General features: G+C 68.5%; 18 protein-coding genes. 14 read left to right on the top strand and 4 right to left on the bottom strand.

Going from position 1 to position 17,841, the window contains the following annotated elements; translation table 11 throughout:
- Window positions 1-185 precede the first annotated feature (185 nt).
- Window positions 186-746: a Hint domain-containing protein gene (locus E2L08_RS03035; RefSeq protein ID WP_133395589.1), complete on the top strand. Its 561-nt coding sequence runs from the start codon at window positions 186-188 to the stop codon at window positions 744-746.
- 97 nt (window positions 747-843) lie between these two features.
- A complete protein-coding gene (locus E2L08_RS03030) occupies window positions 844-1,269 on the top strand; it encodes a hypothetical protein (protein ID WP_133395588.1) in 426 nt (141 codons plus the stop codon).
- 4 nt (window positions 1,270-1,273) lie between these two features.
- Here E2L08_RS03030 and E2L08_RS03025 read toward each other — a convergent pair whose 3' ends face one another.
- Together E2L08_RS03025 and E2L08_RS03020 are read right to left on the bottom strand one after the other, a co-directional pair.
- The gene (locus E2L08_RS03025; protein ID WP_133395587.1) at window positions 1,274-1,858 is read right to left on the bottom strand and encodes a nucleotidyltransferase family protein; all 585 of its coding nucleotides are present in this window, start codon (window positions 1,856-1,858) and stop codon (window positions 1,274-1,276) included.
- Between the two features lie 266 nt (window positions 1,859-2,124).
- Complete coding sequence (locus tag E2L08_RS03020; protein WP_133395586.1) at window positions 2,125-3,138, bottom strand: GlxA family transcriptional regulator; 1,014 nt, start codon at window positions 3,136-3,138, stop codon at window positions 2,125-2,127.
- 141 nt (window positions 3,139-3,279) lie between these two features.
- Here E2L08_RS03020 and E2L08_RS03015 point away from each other — a divergent pair, with 141 nt between their 5' ends.
- Window positions 3,280-4,647: a class II 3-deoxy-7-phosphoheptulonate synthase gene (locus tag E2L08_RS03015; RefSeq protein WP_133395585.1), complete on the top strand. Its 1,368-nt coding sequence runs from the start codon at window positions 3,280-3,282 to the stop codon at window positions 4,645-4,647.
- Window positions 4,648-4,683: 36 nt separating this feature from the next.
- On the opposite strand, the gene E2L08_RS03010 is transcribed toward E2L08_RS03015, so the two are convergent.
- Window positions 4,684-5,307 carry a PAS domain-containing protein gene (locus E2L08_RS03010; RefSeq protein ID WP_133395584.1) on the bottom strand — a complete coding sequence of 208 codons (624 nt, stop codon included), beginning with the start codon at window positions 5,305-5,307 and terminating at the stop codon, window positions 4,684-4,686.
- Window positions 5,308-5,463: 156 nt separating this feature from the next.
- Here E2L08_RS03010 and E2L08_RS03005 point away from each other — a divergent pair, with 156 nt between their 5' ends.
- From E2L08_RS03005 to E2L08_RS02955, 11 genes are all read left to right on the top strand, one after another.
- A complete protein-coding gene (locus tag E2L08_RS03005; RefSeq protein WP_240758024.1) occupies window positions 5,464-6,327 on the top strand; it encodes a YicC/YloC family endoribonuclease in 864 nt (287 codons plus the stop codon).
- Window positions 6,328-6,330: 3 nt separating this feature from the next.
- Complete coding sequence (gmk, locus tag E2L08_RS03000; RefSeq protein WP_133395582.1) at window positions 6,331-6,981, top strand: guanylate kinase; 651 nt, start codon at window positions 6,331-6,333, stop codon at window positions 6,979-6,981.
- 40 nt (window positions 6,982-7,021) lie between these two features.
- Entirely contained in the window at window positions 7,022-8,194 is a 1,173-nt protein-coding gene (locus tag E2L08_RS02995; RefSeq protein ID WP_133395581.1) for a trans-sulfuration enzyme family protein, read from the top strand.
- A gap of 4 nt (window positions 8,195-8,198) precedes the next feature.
- Window positions 8,199-9,254, top strand: coding sequence for a sensor histidine kinase (locus E2L08_RS02990; RefSeq protein WP_133395580.1), 1,056 nt, complete (start codon window positions 8,199-8,201; stop codon window positions 9,252-9,254).
- A gap of 86 nt (window positions 9,255-9,340) precedes the next feature.
- On the top strand, window positions 9,341-10,378 hold the full coding sequence (locus E2L08_RS02985; protein WP_133395579.1) for a substrate-binding domain-containing protein: 1,038 nt from the start codon (window positions 9,341-9,343) through the stop codon (window positions 10,376-10,378).
- A gap of 62 nt (window positions 10,379-10,440) precedes the next feature.
- The gene (gene pstC, locus E2L08_RS02980; protein ID WP_133395578.1) at window positions 10,441-11,904 is read left to right on the top strand and encodes a phosphate ABC transporter permease subunit PstC; all 1,464 of its coding nucleotides are present in this window, start codon (window positions 10,441-10,443) and stop codon (window positions 11,902-11,904) included.
- Window positions 11,901-13,241: a phosphate ABC transporter permease PstA gene (gene pstA / locus E2L08_RS02975; protein ID WP_133395577.1), complete on the top strand. Its 1,341-nt coding sequence runs from the start codon at window positions 11,901-11,903 to the stop codon at window positions 13,239-13,241. The genes pstC and pstA overlap by 4 nt, the downstream gene beginning before the upstream one ends.
- A 10-nt stretch (window positions 13,242-13,251) precedes the next feature.
- Complete coding sequence (gene pstB / locus E2L08_RS02970; protein ID WP_133395576.1) at window positions 13,252-14,046, top strand: phosphate ABC transporter ATP-binding protein PstB; 795 nt, start codon at window positions 13,252-13,254, stop codon at window positions 14,044-14,046.
- Window positions 14,047-14,050: 4 nt separating this feature from the next.
- Complete coding sequence (gene phoU / locus E2L08_RS02965; protein ID WP_133395575.1) at window positions 14,051-14,761, top strand: phosphate signaling complex protein PhoU; 711 nt, start codon at window positions 14,051-14,053, stop codon at window positions 14,759-14,761.
- A 4-nt stretch (window positions 14,762-14,765) separates the two neighbouring features.
- Window positions 14,766-15,452 carry a phosphate regulon transcriptional regulator PhoB gene (gene phoB, locus E2L08_RS02960; RefSeq protein ID WP_133395574.1) on the top strand — a complete coding sequence of 229 codons (687 nt, stop codon included), beginning with the start codon at window positions 14,766-14,768 and terminating at the stop codon, window positions 15,450-15,452.
- Between the two features lie 56 nt (window positions 15,453-15,508).
- Entirely contained in the window at window positions 15,509-16,606 is a 1,098-nt protein-coding gene (locus E2L08_RS02955; protein ID WP_133395573.1) for an AI-2E family transporter, read from the top strand.
- Here the strand turns inward: E2L08_RS02955 and E2L08_RS02950 are convergent.
- Complete coding sequence (locus E2L08_RS02950) at window positions 16,603-17,580, bottom strand: NAD(P)/FAD-dependent oxidoreductase (RefSeq protein ID WP_168771034.1); 978 nt, start codon at window positions 17,578-17,580, stop codon at window positions 16,603-16,605. The genes E2L08_RS02955 and E2L08_RS02950 overlap by 4 nt on opposite strands.
- Window positions 17,581-17,841: the final 261 nt, after the last annotated feature.

Genomic DNA, 17,841 nt, shown 5'->3' with positions numbered 1-17,841 from the left:
CGTTCCCGGTGGCGCCCCTGTGACGGCGATCATGTCGCGACCGGGGCGGCCGTCAGGCGGTTTTCCGGCAAGAAGAGTCGATCCGTCGTTCTTGCCCGTAGATCGGTGGAATATTTTCCTCTAGAACAGTCCAACACAGGAACAGGCCATGCTGCGCAGCAGCGGCCGAAATCCGAGGGACCGGTATGACCGACGCTACCCTCGCCGCCAGGCTGGCGGCGATATTGCCCCCTGCACCGCGCGGCCAGCGCGCATCCGGCATCTCGGCCGATGCGATGGTCGCGACGGGTCTAGGCGAGATCGCTGCGCGCTATCTCAGGGCGGGCGACACGGTCTTTACCCGCGATCACGGGTTGCGCACGATCCACGCGATCAGCCACGAACTGCCCGAAACGCGCAGTGCCCGCGCCGTGCGGATCGCCGCAGGCGCGCTGGGCCCCGATCTGCCCATGCGCGACATGGTGGTGGCCGAAACGCACAAGGTGCTGGTCACCTCCGACAGGATGATGCTGGTGCTGGGCACGGCCGAGGCCTTTGCGCAGGCGGGCGACCTGGTCGGGCGGCCCGGCATCGGCTGGGCCGACGCGCCGCGTCGCGGCTGGGTGTCGATCCTGCTCGACTCGCACGAGCTTGCGCTGGTCGACGGCGCCTGGGTCGAGACCGAAGGCCCGCAACTTGCCGGCGGGCGCGTGGCCGCGCCGGGCTGCCGCGTCCTGCGCCGGTTCGAGGCGCAGCTCGCCGCCTGAGGCAAGGCGCGCGCGCGAGAGCCGCGCCGTCGGCTCTGGACGGCAGGAGCGCGACAGGGCAGATTGCGGCCAATCGCGTTCAACCCTCGAGGATCCCATGACGCCCACCCCCTGGCATTTCTGGCCGATCCTGACCCTTGCCCTGGTCTGGCACCTCATCAGCACCGCCGATTACACCGCCACCCAATACGACTGGGAACCCTGGCTGAAGCTGATGACCGAACGGCAGCAGGGGTTCGTCCAGACCATGCCGGATTGGGTCGATGCGCTTTGGGCGGTCACGGCCTGGGCGGGACTTCTGGGGGTCGTGCTGGCGATATTCCGCGTCGGGATCGCGCCCTTCGTGCTCAGCGTGTCGGCGATCGCCGCCATCGTGACGGCCGCTTGGTTCACCGTTTTTCCCGACCCGAGCCTGTTCGAGCTTGCGGGATGGCTGGGGCTGATCGTGCTCTGGGGTTCGGCCGCCTTTGCCGTGGCGCTGTGGCTTTATGTGCGGGACATGCACAAGATCGGCACGGTCTGAGGCCTCAGGGGCGCCGCGCGCGCCAGGCCTCCCAAGCCTCGGGCGTGTCGAGATCGAGGATCGCGCGGTCGCCGGGCAGGGGGACCGACACGACCTCTTCGCCCTCAAGCAATTGCCTTGCGCCCATATCCCCTGTGAGCGTCGCGAACCGCGTGACGAGACGCGCGGGAAACACCACCGGCTGACCGGCGCGCCCGGTCTCGGTCGCGGCGCGCACGGGGCGGGTGCCGCCCGCCTTGTCGAAGGCCGAGACCAGCGCCGCCATCTCGGCCACGCCGATTTCGGGCATGTCGGCGAGGACGATCATCATCGGCCCGCCATATCCCGACAGCACCCGCAACGAGGCCGACATTCCCTCATGCGCGGCCGCGACGATCCGGCGCTCGACCGGCAACCCGTCGAGCGCGGCGGCGCGGCGTGGCGCATCCGGGGGCAGGGTGATCGTGACCGGCAGGCCCAATGCCAGCGCCCGCAACGCCGTCTTGCGCAGGATCGGCACGCCATCGACCGGCTCGAGCAGCTTGTCGCGCCCGCGCATCCGGCGCGAGGCCCCGGCGGCGAGGATCGCCACGCAAAGACGGTCGGTCATGCCATGCCCTTTCCCGTTGTTTCCGCCCCGATCCATCCGCGTCCGCGACGCCTTGCAAAAAACAACCGCCCTGCCGGAACCGAACGGGGCATCGGGGGTTCACGCCTCAGACAGTTCATCATGCGGCGGTCGAACGTGGCCGCACCCCTCCCGGTGCGGATACGCCCAACTCCCCGTGGGTTTGCCGGTACTGTCCCGACCGGCGCGATCCGCACGCAGACTGTCGCTGAGAAGGCCCGGATGACGCGAAAATCATCCGGGCCGCCTCATGTCTCGCCCTCCGCTGCCGCGTCTTCGAGCGGCCCGTCGCCTTTCGATCCGCGCTCGCGATAGGGGGTCGTGTCGTAATGCGCGCGGTAGCATTTCGAGAAATGCGAGGCCGAAGCAAAGCCCGAAGCCAGTGCCACGTTGATGACGCTCATATCGGTCTGCATAAGCAGGTTGCGCGCGCGTTGCAGGCGCAGTTCCATGTAATAGCGCTTGGGCGAGCGGTTCACGTAACGGCGGAACAGTCGCTCGAGCTGGCGGGTGCTCATGTTCACCATCCTTGCCAGTTCGGCCGGGCTCACCGGGTCCTCGATCTGGGATTCCATCTTCTGGATGACGGTGGCGAGCTTTGGATGGCGCACGCCGATCCGGGTCAGGGTCGAGAGGCGCTGGTTGTCCTCGGCGCTGCGGATGGTGGAATAGATGAGCTGATCGGCCACGGCATTGGCCAGATCTTCGCCATGGGCCCGCGCGATCAGTTTCAGCATCATGTCGATGGATGACGTTCCGCCCGCGGCCGTCATGCGCGGCCCGTCGATGGCATAGATCGACTTGGTCAGTTCGATCTCGGGAAAATCCTCGGTGAACCCGTCGTGGTTTTCCCAGTGGATCGCGGCGCGGCGCCCGTCCAGCAGACCGGCGCGCGCCAGCGTATGGGCGGCGGTGCAAAGCCCGCCCACCGTGGCCCCGCGCCGCGCCTCGCGGCGCAGCCAGTTCAGAACCCGCTTGCTGCCGGCCGCCGCGACGTCGAGCCCGCCGCAAACGAGGATCAGCGCATCGCGCGGCGTCTCGGCGAGATCGTCGTCGAGCGCAAAGGACATACCCGCCGAACAGGCGATCCGGTCGCCGCCGTCGCCGGTGACGGACCAGGTATAAAGCGTTCGCCCCGCCGAACGGTTGGCCAGGCGCAGGCATTCCAGCGCGCAGGCGAAACTGAGCAGCGTGAACCGCTCAAGCAACAGAAAGGTGACGTGCTGCGGGGTGCCGGTCGAGGATCGGTCACGCTCCGCCATGTCGGTCTCCTTGCGATAACCCGAGGGACGCTGCCGCGTTTGGCACACCGGCGCAAGACGGGCGGATGGCGGATCGAGGTTTGCGTTCCGCCCTGAGGCCGGTATATCTGCGACCCGGCGACCGTTTGAAGGGGTTTCGTTATGTCCGACTGGCAAAAATCGACCTGGCGCACGCGCGAGCGGGTTCAGATGCCCGACTATACCGACGCCGATGCCCTGCGCGCCGTCGAACAGCGCCTGTCGCGGTTTCCGCCGCTGGTCTTTGCGGGCGAGGCGCGGCGGCTGAAATCGCACCTCGCCGCCGTCAGCCGGGGCGAGGCGTTCCTGTTGCAGGGCGGCGATTGCGCCGAAAGTTTCGCCGAGTTCTCGGCCGACACGATCCGCGACACGTTCAAGGTCATGCTCCAGATGGCGATGGTGCTGACCTATGGCGCCAAGGTGCCCACGGTAAAGGTGGGGCGCATGGCGGGGCAGTTCGCCAAGCCGCGCTCGGCCGCGACCGAAACCGCGAACGGGGTCGAGTTGCCGTCCTACAGGGGCGACATCATCAACGGTTTCGACTTCACCGAGGATTCGCGCGTCCCCGATCCCAACCGGATGCTCGAGGCCTATACGCAGGCCGCGGCGACGCTGAACCTGCTGCGCGCGTTCTCGACCGGCGGTTTCGCCGACGTCCACCGCGTCCATGCCTGGACGCTGGGCTTTACCGATGCCGACGAGGCCGGGAAATATCGCGATATCGCGAACCGGATTCAGGATACGCTCGACTTCATCACGGCCGCGGGCATCACCGCCGACCGCAATGCCGAGCTGTCGACGGTCGAGTTCTATACCAGCCACGAGGCGCTTCTGCTCGAATACGAAGAGGCGTTGACGCGGGTGGATTCGACCTCGGGCCAGACCATCGCGGGGTCGGGGCATCTTGTCTGGATCGGCGACCGGACGCGCCAGCCCGACGGCGCCCATGTCGAGTTCTGCCGCGGCATCTCGAACCCCATCGGGCTGAAATGCGGCCCCTCGATCACCTCGGACGATCTCAAGCGGTTGATGGAACGGCTGAACCCCGCGAACGAGGCGGGACGCCTGACGCTGATCGCGCGGTTCGGGGCGGGCAAGGTCGGCGACCACCTGCCGCGTCTCATCCGGGCGGTCGAGGAAGAGGGCGCGCGCGTCGTTTGGTCCTGCGATCCCATGCACGGCAACACGATCAAGAGCGCGACGGGCTACAAGACCCGCCCGTTCGATTCGGTGCTGCGCGAGGTGCAGGAGTTCTTTGCCGTCCACCGCGCCGAGGGCACCATCCCCGGCGGCGTGCATTTCGAGATGACCGGCAAGGATGTCACGGAATGCACCGGCGGGCTGCATGCCCTGCGCGACGAGGATCTGTCGGATCGCTACCACACGGCCTGTGACCCGCGTCTCAATGCAAGCCAGGCGCTCGAGCTTGCGTTCCTCGTGGCGGACGAGCTGCGCGAGGTGCACGGCACCAAGGTCGCCGCCGCGATCTGACGTCACGGCCCGGGCCCGACGCGGGACCGGGCCGGTTCAGTCCACCACGCGGAATCCCGCGCGCCGGGCGGCGATGCTGCGCGCCTTTTCCACGGCGGCAAAGGGTGCGTCGACCGGGTCGGGGCGCGTGGCGCAGCCGATCAGCGTGCGGTGATCGGCGCCCTCGATCCTCAGCCGTTGCGTCACGGTCGCGGCACCGGGGTCGAGCAGGCCGATGGCGCGGTCGGGCTCGCCGCTGCGCCCGCGCAACGGCAAAAGCAGAAGCCGCGCGGTCACGGGCGTGCGAAAGGCCGAGGGCGGTTCGCTCAGCCGCAGTTCGGTTCGCGCGGGCTCGTCGAAGAGCACCGCCAGCGCGTCGCCGAGCGCAGCGCGCGCCGATGGCTCGAACAGACACGACACCGGCATTCCGCGCAGGTCCATCCCGAGGATCGCCGCGAGGTTCTGCCCGGCGAGCCGGAACCGCGCCTGCCGCGGCGCGATCCGTTCGATCAGGCATACCCGGTCGAGATTGCGCGAGAGCGCGGCGGGATCGACCTCGTCGCGCAGGGGCATGATGCGCCCCTTGCACAGCCCGCGCCACCACGCATCCAGCGCCGCAAGCGGATCGGTCTGCCCTGCCGTCTTGTGCGATCCGAGGAAAACGACCTTGTCCGATACCATCTCGATCCCTCCAGCTTCGGGGGCGGCGCTAACATGGCCGGACTATGTCCGGGCTGACGCGGTTTCGCCCCATTGCGGCCCTGAATACGGTCATACTATGGCAGCTGTCGAAAATCCGCTTCAATTTGAATGAAAGGTTAACGCATGACGCGATCCATGACCGCCTTCGCGGCCGCGACCGGCGAATACGGGCCCTGGACGTGGTCGTGGGACCTGCGTTCGGTCAACGGGCGCGGGCTCGACCTGCGGTTGCGGCTGCCCGACTGGATCGACGGGCTCGAGGCGGCGCTGCGTGCGCGGCTGCAAAAGGCGCTCTCGCGCGGCAATGTCACGCTGGGCCTGCGGGTGACGCGGACCGCGGCCGGACCCGAGGGCGGCGCGATGGAACGGGCGCTCGACGCGGTGATGGCGCTCGAGGCGCTGGCCGCCGCGCGCGGGCACGGGCTGGCCCCGTCCTCGGCCGCGCAGGTGCTTTCGGTCCGGACCGACGATGCCGCACCCGCACGGGACGAGACGGGCGAGCTGGGCGCGGCGCTGCTGCGCCAGTTCGACGAGGCGCTGTTGCCCGCCTTTCTCGCCATGCGCGACGCCGAGGGTGCGGCCACGGCGGCCCTGCTGGCGGCGCGCATCGACGAGGTGGCCGACCTGACCGCCCGTGCCCGCAACGCGGCCGCCGACCGGGCCGAGGATCAGCGCCGCGCCCTGCGCGCCGCGCTCGACCGGATCGCGCCCGAGGTGGCCGCCGATCCCGACCGGCTCGCGCAGGAGCTTGCCCTGATCGCCGTCAAATCCGACGTGACCGAAGAGCTCGAAAGGCTGGGCGCGCATGTCGAGGCCGCGCGCAACCTGCTCGCCGGCGAGGGGCCCGTGGGGCGCAAGCTCGACTTCCTGACGCAGGAGTTCAACCGCGAGGCCAACACGCTCTGCGCCAAGTCACAGTCCGAAACCCTGACCCGGATCGGCCTTGACCTCAAATATGCCATCGACCAGATGCGCGAGCAGGTTCAGAACGTGGAGTAATTCATGACCGGGCAGCAGGTGCGCCGCGGACTTCTCATCATTCTCAGCTCGCCCTCGGGCGCGGGAAAATCCACGCTGGCGCGGCGCCTGATGGCCTGGGATCCGGCGCTGACATTCTCGGTCTCGGCCACGACCCGCCCCCCGCGCGAGGGCGAGATCGAGGGGCGCGAATATTACTTCCTCAACCGCTCGGGGTTCGAGGGCATGGTCGCGCGCGGCGAGATGCTGGAACATGCCGAGGTGTTCGGCAACCTCTACGGATCGCCCGCGGCCCCGGTCGAACGGGCCATCGCGCAGGGGCGCGACGTGCTGTTCGACGTCGATTGGCAGGGTGGCCAGCAGATCCGGGAATCGGCGCTCGGCAAACACACGCTGTCGCTGTTCATCCTGCCGCCCTCCATCGCCGAGCTCGAGCGGCGGTTGGTCGAGCGCGGACAGGACAGCGCCGAGATCATCGCGCGCCGGATGCAGAAAAGCCGCGACGAGATCAGCCATTGGCAGGAATACGACTATGTCCTCGTCAACGACGATCTCGACGAGACCGAGGACCGCCTGAAAACCATCATCGCGGCCGAACGCCTGCGCCGCAAGCAGCAGCCCGGACTGGTCGAGACGGTCCGCCATCTGGATGCCGAGTTCGAGGACCGCACATGACCGCCACGCGGCCCGGCCCCGCCCGAAAGGAGATCGCAGCATGACCACCGTGCGACGCACGCCCTGGCCCGCGGGCACCGAACGCGCGCTCGGCACGCCGTTGCAGCCCTCGGTGGTTTATGGCGCCGAGAGCCCCGACGCGCTGGACGCGCTTTACGAGGGCCGCGCCGAGGGGTTCACCTATGCCCGCGAGGGCCATCCCAACGCCGCCGTTCTGGGCGCCAAGATCAACGCGATGGAGGGCTGCACGGACGGGATCGTCACCGGATCGGGCATGGCCGCCGTCACGCTGGCCTTGCTCGCCCTCGCGAAATCGGGGGATCACGTGCTGGGGGGCAACCAGCTTTACGGCCGTTCGCTGCGGCTGTTTTCGGACGAGCTGCCGCGGCTCGGCATCGCCGCCTCGACCGTCGACGCGACGGATGCCGGGGCGGTTGCGGCCGCACTTCGCCCCGAAACGCGGGCGATCCTGATCGAGGTCGTGTCGAACCCCGGTCTGCGGATCGCCGATCTCGATGCCATCGCCGAGTTGGCAAAGGCGCGCGGCATTGCCCTGATCGTCGACAATACCTTTACCACGCCGCGCGCGATCCACCCCTTCGAGCATGGCGCGGACGTGGTGCTGCATTCTGTGACGAAACTGATGGCGGGCCATTCCGACGTCACGCTGGGCTGGGCCGCGGCGCGCGATACCGTACTTGCCGAGCGGATGCGGGTGCTGGCCGTGACCATGGGCCTGACGCCGAGCCCCTTCGATTGCTGGCTGGCCGAGCGGGGGCTCTATACCTTCGACCTGCGCTATGACCGGGCCGAAGAGAACGCGCGCGCCTTGGCCGACATGCTGGCCGAAACGCAAGGTGTGCGGCGGGTGCTTTATCCCGGCCGACCCGATCACCCCGACGCCGGCCGGGCGCGGCAACTGCTCGGCGCCCGGACGGGCAACATGGTGACGTTCGACGTGGACGACAGCCGCGCCGCCGCCAACGCGCTGGTGCGCGCGGCCGAGGGGCTGGCCTTTGCGCCGACGCTGGGCGACGTGGCCACGACGCTGAGCCATCCTGCCACCTCGAGCCATCGCGCCCTGTCGCCCGAGGCGCGCAGGGCGCTGGGCATCGGCGAGGGGACGTTCCGCGTCTCGGTCGGGGTCGAGCCCTTCGAGATCATCGGCGAGACCTTTGCGCGGGCGGTGTCGGCCGCGCGCGGCGCGGGCTGATCGGATGGCCGCACCCGGTCCCGCGGCCCTGCTCGGCGCCTTGCCATGGCCGGCGCTGCTGATCGGGGCCACGCGGCGGATCGAGGCCGCGAACCGGGATGCGCACAGCCTGCTGGGGCGGCAGATGACGGGGCGGCATTACGGCGTGGCACTGCGCCAGCCGGCGCTGCTGGACGCGATCGAGACGGTCGAGGCGGGCGCTCCGGCGGCGACCGCGCGCTATCTCGGGCGCGGGGCCGGGGTCGAGACGACCTGGATCGCCCATGTCGCGCGCGCGGGCGGCGGCGTTCTCGTGACATTCGAGGACCGCACCGCCTCGGACGCGGCGGGGCGCGTGCGGCGCGATTTCGTGGCGAATGTCAGCCACGAGCTCAAGACCCCGCTGACCGCCATCGCGGGGTTCGTCGAGACGCTGCGCGGCCCGGCCCGCGACGACCCGGAGGCGCGCGAACGTTTCCTCGGTATCATGGAGACCGAGACACGGCGCATGGCGCGGCTGGTCGACGACCTGCTGTCGCTCTCGCGGCTCGAGGAGGGCGAGGCCGACATGCCCGCGGGCGTCACCGATCTGGCCGAGGTGATCCGCGCGGTGCTGCGCATGATGGAGGACGGCGCGGCGGCGGCCGAGGTCGATCTCGGGCTCGACCTGCCCGACGGGCCGCAGCCCGTCACGGGCGATGCCGACCAGCTCAGACAGGTCTTTGCGAACCTGGTGGAGAACGCGGTAAAATACGGTGCGCGTTCGGTCACGGTCTCGCTTGCCGCCGAGGATCGCGCCGCGCCCCTCGGGGGGCCGGGCTACCGCGTTGAGGTGTGCGATGACGGCCGCGGAATCGAGGCGCGGCACCTGCCGCGCCTGACCGAACGGTTCTACCGCGTGGACAGCCACCGTGCGCGCGATGTTGGCGGAACGGGGCTGGGGCTCGCCATCGTCAAGCATATCGTGTCGCGCCACAGGGGGCGGCTGGTCTTTGCCTCGACGCCCGGTGAGGGAACGCGCGTCACCGTCCTGCTCCCCGCGAAACGGGCGGAAGGTGGTTCGGGCGTGGATTTGTCATGAAACCGTTACACGCCTGTTGCAAAAGCGTGGCGCGACTCGGCTAACAGACGGGGCAGGGCCCGCCCATCGCCAAACAGGAGGCTTGGATGCCGACGCTCAGGATCATCGCCCCGGCCATTGCGCTGGCCGCTCTGGCCACCGGCGCGGCAGTCGCGCAGGGGCGCGAACAGGTGCAGGTCGCCGGGTCGTCGACCGTGTTGCCCTATGCCAATATCGCGGCCGAGTATTTCGGCGAGAACTTCGATTTTCCCACCCCGATCATCCAGGCGGGCGGGTCGTCGGCCGGGCTCAAGCTGTTCTGCCAGGGCCTGGGCGAGACGACTGTCGATATCGCCAACTCCTCGCGCCCCATGCGCGAGAGCGAGCGTGCCGTCTGCATCGAGAACGGCGTCACCGACATCATCGAGGTGCGGCTGGGCTATGACGGGATCGTTTTTGCCAGCCAGACCGACGGCCCCGATTTCGCCGATTTCGAGGCGGCGCAATGGTATCGCGCGATGGCGGCCGAGCTGCCGCGGGACGGGACGCTCGTGCCCAACCCCTATACGCGCTGGTCCGAGATCGACGCCCGTCTGCCCGATGTGCCGATCACGGCCTTCATTCCGGGCACCAAGCACGGCACGCGCGAGGTGTTCGAGGAAAAGGTGCTGCTGCATGGCTGCGAGGCGTCGAGCGCGCTGGAGGAGATCGCCGCGATCATGGGCGGCGACGAGGATGCTGCCGAGGCCGCCTGCATGGCGGTGCGCGACGATGGCCGCGCGGTGGATATCGACGGCGACTATACCGAGACGCTGGCCCGGATCGAGGCCAACCCCGATGCGGTGGGCGTGTTTGGGTTGTCCTTCTACGAGAACAATACCGACAAGCTGCGGGTCGCCACGATGGGGGGGGTCGTGCCCTCGACCGAGACCATCGCCAGCGGCGAATACCCGGTGTCGCGACCGCTGTTCTTTTACGTCAAGGGCGCCCATATCGGCGTGATCCCCGGCCTCAAGGAGTTCGCCGCGTTCTTCGTGCACGACCAGGTCGCGGGGCCGGGCGGGCCGCTGGCCGATTACGGGCTGGTCCCCGATCCCGCGCTGAGTGACATGCAGGCGCGCATCGAGACCGAGGAATCGCTCTGACGAGCGCCGCGAAAGCCGGGCGCGCCGCGCCCATCCATCCGCCGGAGTAACGGGAACACGCCATGCCGGTCATCCTGATCCTCGCGACGCTCGCGGCCATCGCGGTCGCAGCCTTTGTCATGGGCCGCGCACGTGCGCTGCGTGATGCGGGCGGCGATACGCGCAAGCTGCATTCGCGACCGCCCTATTACGGGGCCGACGTGGCGCTGGCCGGGCTTGTGCCCGCGCTGGCGCTTCTGCTCGCATGGCTCGCCGTCGAGCCGCTGGCGATCGACGCCCGCATCAAGGCCGCCATCCCCGACACGGCGGTCGAGGCCGCGGGCACCCGCGACCTTGCCATGGGCGAGGTCGAGCGTCTGGCCACCGGGCTCGCCCAGCTCAGGGCGATCGGCCGGATCGACGCCGACGGGATCGCGGCGCTGGACGCCGACGGCGCGGATGCGATCCGCGCGCGGCTGGCCGATGCGGGCGTCGCGCTCGGGGCGTCGGTCGAGCCGTGGGTGCTCGACGCGGCGCGCGACACGCTGGCGCTGCGCGAGGCGGGGCGCCGCGCGATGACCCTTGCCGTGCTGGCCGCCGCGCTGATCGGGTCGGGGCTGACATGGCGGCGGGTCGACCGGCATCGCCGCGCCCGCAACATCGTCGAGCGCGCGATCCGCTGGGCGCTTCTGGCGGCGGCCAGCATCGCGGTTCTCACGACGCTGGGGATCGTGCTGTCGATGCTCTTCGAATCGATCAACTTTTTCCGCCAGTATCCCGCGAGCGAGTTCTTCTTCGGCACGACATGGGCGCCCAATTTCCGGGGCGACTCGGATCTCGCCATCCTGCCGCTGCTCTGGGGGACGCTCTACATTTCGATCATCGCGCTGATCGTGGCGGTGCCAATCGGGCTTTTCGCGGCGATCTACCTCGCCGAATATGCCGGGCCGCGGGTCCGGTCGGTGGTCAAGCCGCTGCTCGAGGTGCTGGCGGGCATCCCGACCATCGTCTACGGGCTCTTCGCGCTGATGGTGGTCGGCCCCGCGCTGCGGGACTATTTCGCGCAGCCGCTGGGACTGGGCAGTTCGTCCTCGTCGGTAATGACGGCGGGGCTGGTGATGGGGATCATGCTCATTCCCTTTGTCTCGTCGCTGTCCGACGACATCATCTCGGCCGTGCCCGACGCGATGCGCGACGGCTCGCTCGGGCTCGGCGCCACCCGGTCCGAAACGATCCGCCAGGTCGTGCTGCCGGCGGCCCTGCCGGGGATCGTGGGCGCCGTCCTGCTGGCCGCGTCGCGCGCGATCGGCGAGACGATGATCGTCGTGCTGGGGGCGGGGGCGGCGGCGCGACTCGACCTCAACCCGTTCGAGGCGATGACGACCGTGACCGTCAAGATCGTGAGCCAGTTGACCGGCGACACCAATTTCGCCTCGCCCGAGACGCTGGTGTCCTTTGCGCTGGGGCTGACGCTGTTCGTCATCACGCTCGCGCTGAATGTCCTCGCGCTCTACATCGTGCGCCGCTACCGGGAGCAGTACGAATGACCGACGCCACGCAAGACGCGACCCCCCGCGCCGACGGCTCGATCCTGACGGCCGATCCGCGCACGGCAAGGCGCAACGCCGCCGAGAGACGGTTCCGCGCCTACGGGCTGGCCGCCATCGTCGCGGCCCTGTCGATGCTGTTCCTCCTGCTCGTGTCGATCCTGTCGCAGGGCCTGCCGGCCTTTACCCAGACCACCGTCGAGCTCGAGGTGGCATTGCCGGCCGAGACGCTCGATCCGCGGGGAGAGCGCGACCCCGACGATATCGCCCAGATCCTCACATTCGGTTATGTTCCCCTGATCGAGGCCGCGATGGAGCGGCGCGTGGCCGATCTGGGCGTCACCATCGAGGGGCTCGAGGATCCCGCCGCGCTGCTGTCGAAATCGGCCCCGGCGCAGGTGCGCAACCATGTCCTCGCCAATCCCGAGGTCATCGGCGGCACCTATGTCTTTCGCTTTCTCGCGACAAGCCGCGTCGACCAGTTCCTCAAGAACGAGGTCACGCTCGAAAGCGCCGAACGCGACAGCCGGATCAGCGTCGCGCAGCTTCGTCTTGCCGAGGCGCTGCGCGAGGCGGGCGCGCTCGAGCGCGGGTTCAACTGGGGCTTCGTCACCGGCCCGGATGCCTCGGACCAGCGTCCCGAGGCCGCGGGTCTGGGCGTGGCGATCCTCGGCTCGGCCTACATGATGCTGATCGTGCTGTTTCTCGCGCTGCCCATCGGCGTCGCGGCCTCGATCTATCTCGAGGAGTTCGCCCCCCAGAACCGGTTCACCGACGTGATCGAGGTGAATATCTCGAACCTCGCGGCGGTACCGTCCATCGTCTTCGGCATTCTCGGGCTGGCGATCTTCATCAATTTCGTCGGGCTGCCCCAATCGGCGCCCATTGTCGGCGGTCTTGTGCTGACGCTCATGACGCTGCCCACGATCATCATCTCGACCCGCGCCGCGCTGAAATCGGTCCCGCCCTCGATTCGCACGGCGGCGCTGGGGGTTGGCGCCTCGAAGATGCAGACCGTGTTCCACCACGTCCTGCCGCTGGCCGGTCCCGGTATCCTCACCGGCACGATCATCGGGCTGGCGCAGGCCCTGGGCGAGACCGCGCCGCTGCTGCTGATCGGGATGGTGGCCTTTGTCGGGGAATATCCCGACGCCCCGCCCGAGGGCTTTTTCGACCCGGCCTCGGCCCTGCCGGTGCAGATCTACAACTGGACCCAACGCGCCGATCCCGCCTTTGCCGAACGGGCCAGCGGGGCGATCATCGTGTTGCTGGTCTTTCTCGCCATCATGAACATCGCCGCGGTGCTCTTGCGCCGCCGGTTCGAGCGCCGCTGGTAAGGACATCCCCATGAAAGACAGCCCCACAGCCGCCGACACGGCCACGACCGAACCCAAGATCGCCGCGCGCGGCGTCGATGTGTTCTACGGCGAGACGCATGCCATCAAGGATGTCTCGGTCGATATCCGCGACAAGGCCGTCACCGCCTTCATCGGCCCGTCGGGCTGCGGGAAATCGACCTTCCTGAGGTGTTTCAACCGCATGAACGACACCATCGACAATTGCCGCGTGACAGGGGGCATCGCGCTGGATGGCGAGAACATCCACGATCGCCGCGTCGATCCGGTGCAACTGCGTGCCAAGGTCGGCATGGTCTTTCAAAAGCCCAACCCGTTCCCGAAATCCATCTATGACAACGTGGCTTACGGCCCGCGCATCCACGGGCTCGCGCAGTCGCGGGGCGATCTCGACGAGATCGTGGAAAAGGCGCTGCGCCGCGGGGCGATCTGGAACGAGGTCAAGGACCGGCTCCACGCCTCGGGCACGGGCCTGTCGGGCGGCCAGCAACAACGCCTCTGCATCGCCCGCGCCATCGCCACCGAGCCCGAGGTTCTGCTGATGGACGAGCCATGCTCGGCGCTCGACCCCATCGCGACGGGCCAGGTCGAAGAGCTGATCGACGAGCTCAAGGCGGATTATTCCGTCGTCATCGTAACCCATTCGATGCAGCAGGCCGCGCGGGTCAGCCAGGAAACGGCGTTCTTCCATCTCGGAACACTGGTGGAGTTCGGAAAGACCGACGAGATATTCACCAACCCGCGCGAGAAACTGACCGAGAGCTATATCACCGGCCGGATTGGATAGAGACATGACCCACAAGCACATCGTTTCGGCATTCGACCGCGACCTCGAGGGGTTGCAGGCCCTGACAATGAAGATGGGCGGGCTGGTCGAGGAATCGATCCGCAACGCCACCACCTCGCTCGTGTCGCGCGACGAGGCGCTGGCCCAGAAGGTGCGCGATGCCGATGCGCGCGTCGATGCGCTCGAGGATCGGGTGAACGAGGATGCCGCGCGCATCATCGCCATGCGCCAGCCCATCGCGTCGGACATGCGCACCGTGCTGAGCGTCATCAAGATCTCGGCCAATCTCGAACGGATCGGCGATTACTCCAAGAACATGGCCAAGCGGACCGGCCTGTTGATGGACCTGCCCGTGGTCGATGGCGCGTCGCATTCGATCCGCCGCATGGCCCGCGAGGTCGAGCAGATGCTGCATGACGTGCTCGACGCCTACATCCAGCGCGACGCCGACCTCGCCCGCGACGTGCGGGCGCGCGACGAAAGCGTCGACCAGATGTACAACGCGCTGTTTCGCGAGTTCCTGACCTTCATGATGGAGGATCCGCGCAACATCACCGGCTGCATGCACCTGCATTTCATCGCCAAGAACATCGAGCGGATGGGCGACCACGTGACCTCCATCGCCGATCAGGTCATCTATATCGTCGAGGGGGCGCTGCCTGCGGATGACCGGCCCAAGGCCGACCGCACGTCGAGCGCGCAGTTCGAGGGGTAGGGGGATGGATCGCGCGCCGCATGTGCTGATCGTCGAGGACGAGCCCGCGCAGCGCGAGATCCTCGCCTACAACCTAGGGGCCGAGGGGTTCGGCGTCACCTGCGCCGAGACCGGGGACGAGGCGCTGGACCTGTTCGACGCGGTCGCGCCCGATCTCGTCGTGCTCGACTGGATGCTGCCCGGAGTGTCGGGGATCGAGATCTGCCGACGGCTCAAGCGGCGGCCGGGCGGCGCGGGCATCCCGATCATCATGCTCTCGGCACGCACCGACGAATCCGACCGCGTGCGCGGGCTCGAGACCGGGGCCGACGACTACGTGACCAAGCCCTATTCGGTGGCCGAGCTGATCGCGCGGGTCCGCGTGCAGTTGCGCCGCGCCCGGCCCGCCGACCTGGGCGAGACCCTGTCGCATGGCGGTATCACGCTCGACCCCGAAACGCATCGCGTCACGCGCGACGGCGTGGCGGTCAAGCTTGGCCCGACCGAGTTCCGGCTGCTGGGCACGCTGCTGGAAAAGCCCGGCCGCGTCTGGAGCCGCGAGCAACTGCTCGACCGGGTCTGGGGGCGCGATATCCATGTCGACAGCCGCACGGTCGATGTCCATGTCGGGCGCCTGCGCAAGTCGCTGAGCGCGGCCGGATCGGGCGACCCGATCCGCACCGTGCGCGGCGCGGGATATGCGCTGGACTAGGGGCGTCAAAGATCGCCGGGGGCGGGAACGCGGCGCCGTCTTGCGCGTTCAGCCGCATGTCAACCGCATCGGATCGCCTCGAGACCTCGGCCCGGATCGCAACGATCGTCATGGGCGTCATCCTGCTTGTCGGGGCGATGAGCCTCGCGCAGAGCGTTTTCGCCCCCACGCTGCTCGCGCTGGTCATCGGGATCGTGCTGTCGCCTGTCAGCGACCTGCTCGAACGGATCGGCCTGCCCGGCTATATCGCCGCGCTCGCCAGCTTTTTCCTGGCGCTTTTGCTGATCTTCACGCTCGCGGCGCTGCTTTTGCCCGTGGTGCAAAAGACGGTCGATGCCTGGCCCGCCATCATGGGCGAGTTGCGCGCATTCCTTTTGCGCTGGCAATCGGTGCTCCAGGGGCTCGAATCCGCGCAGGAGCGCATCAACGACGTGCTGTCGCCCGAGGGCAACGGCAACGGCGACACCGAAGGCGGCGGCATGGCGATGCCCGGCACGGCCGACGCGCTGTTTCTCGCGCCGGCGGTGGCCGGGCAGACGATCACCTTTGCCGGGGTGCTGTTCTTTTTCCTTCTGACGCGGCGGCGCATCTATGGCTGGTGCGCTCAGCATATCTCGGCCAAGGGCGCCGAGACCGAGCTTGCGCGGCGGCTGCTCAATGCCGAGCGCCGCGTCGCGCGCTATTTCGTGACGATCACGGTGGTCAATCTCGGCTTTGGCCTCGCGGTCACGGCGGCGATGATCGCGGTCGGGATGCCCAACCCCTATATCTGGGGGGCGGCGACCACGCTGATGAATTTCGTGCTCTATCTCGGCCCCGCGCTCTTGTGGGTGGCGCTTTTGCTGGCGGGGCTGGTCGTGTTCGACGGCGCCTATTCGTTGGTGCCCGCGCTGGTCTATATCTGCCTCAACATGATCGAGGCGCAGTTCGTCACGCCCACCGCCATCGGGCGCAGCCTTGCGGTCAATCCGCTGGTCGTGTTCCTGTCGCTTGTATTTTTCTTGTGGCTCTGGGGGCCGATCGGGGGGTTCATCGCCATCCCGCTGGTGCTGTGGATCCTGACCCTCGCCAAGGAGTTCGGCGGCGTGCAGCGCGAGATCCGCGAGGAACTCGACCGCGCCCGCACCGCGCCCGCGGCCGAAGAGGCGAGCTAACCCCCGCTCATCACCGACAGGGCCGCACGCGCCGCCGCGCGACCGCTTTGCACGGCGTGATCGGCCAGCGCGCCGAGCGTCCAGTCCCCGGCGAGAAACAGCGCGTCATCCGGATAGGCGAGCACCGGCAACCCGGCCGCCGTGTCGGTGCGGGCAAAGCGCCAGCGATGCGCCATGGCAAGGCGGGTCGGGGGCAGGGGGCCCATCGCCTCGGCCAGCGCCGCCACGAGCATCCCGGCCATCTCGTCGCGATCCCGTTCAAGATGCGCCCGACTGAACGGGGCCGTCGCATGCGCGACCCAGCAGCCCGGCGCATCGCGCCCCGGCTTGGCGCTGTCGCACAGGATCGCCGAGAATACGCCGCTCGGCGCCGGATCGGGCGGCGGAGCGTCGAAAGCAGCTTCGAACTGCACCATCAGCGTCCAGGCCGGCGCCATCGTGACTCCGGCAAGCTCCGTGCTCACCCGGTCCAGATGGCCGAACAACCGGTCGGCCTGGGGCGCGGGGATCGCGGCGATTACCATCTCGGCGACGAGATCGCCCGCGGAGGTGCCGAGCCGCCAGAGACCATCCTTGCGCCGGGCGGTCGCGACCTCGGTCGAAAAGCGAATATCGAGCCCCTCTGCCAACCCGCGGCAAAGCCCGCTGGCGCCCGGCAGGCCGACATGCTGCGGCCCCGCGGTATCTCCAGCCGCGGCCCATTCGGTCGCATGGCCAGACTGCATGGCGGCATCGAGCCACGCAGCGCCATCCTCGGACACTGCCGAGACCGATGGCGCCCCGTGATCGAACTGCGCGCCGTCGCGCCGCCGCGTGGCAAGACGCCCGCCGATGCCGCGGCTTTTCTCGATCACCACCGGCGCGATACCGGCCGCACGCAGATCGGCGGCCGCGCTCAACCCGGCCGCACCGGCGCCGATCACCACGACGCGCGGCTGTGTGGTGGAGGAGCGAGGGCCGGCGGTACGGGACATGAGCGGAACCATTCTGCTGAACGTCGCAGATGATCTAACAGAGTTCGATGGATGCAGCCATGCGGCGAACGCCATGATAACCATGGGATAACGGCGTGATGCTATCCGGGGCCGACGCGTTCGGGGGCATCAGGTTTATTTAACATAATCATGATTACCGGACTTATGCTTCGCCGGTTCGGGCCCCCCTTTGCTTGCGGCGTCGCGCGGATCTCTGCTAGAGACCGGGCACCGAATATTGGGGAAAAACAGTCTTGCGGA

Origin of the sequence: Palleronia sediminis (assembly GCF_004358695.1) — a bacterium.
Lineage (GTDB): Bacteria > Pseudomonadota > Alphaproteobacteria > Rhodobacterales > Rhodobacteraceae > Palleronia > Palleronia sediminis.
This window is presented reverse-complemented; position numbering and strand designations above follow the sequence as displayed.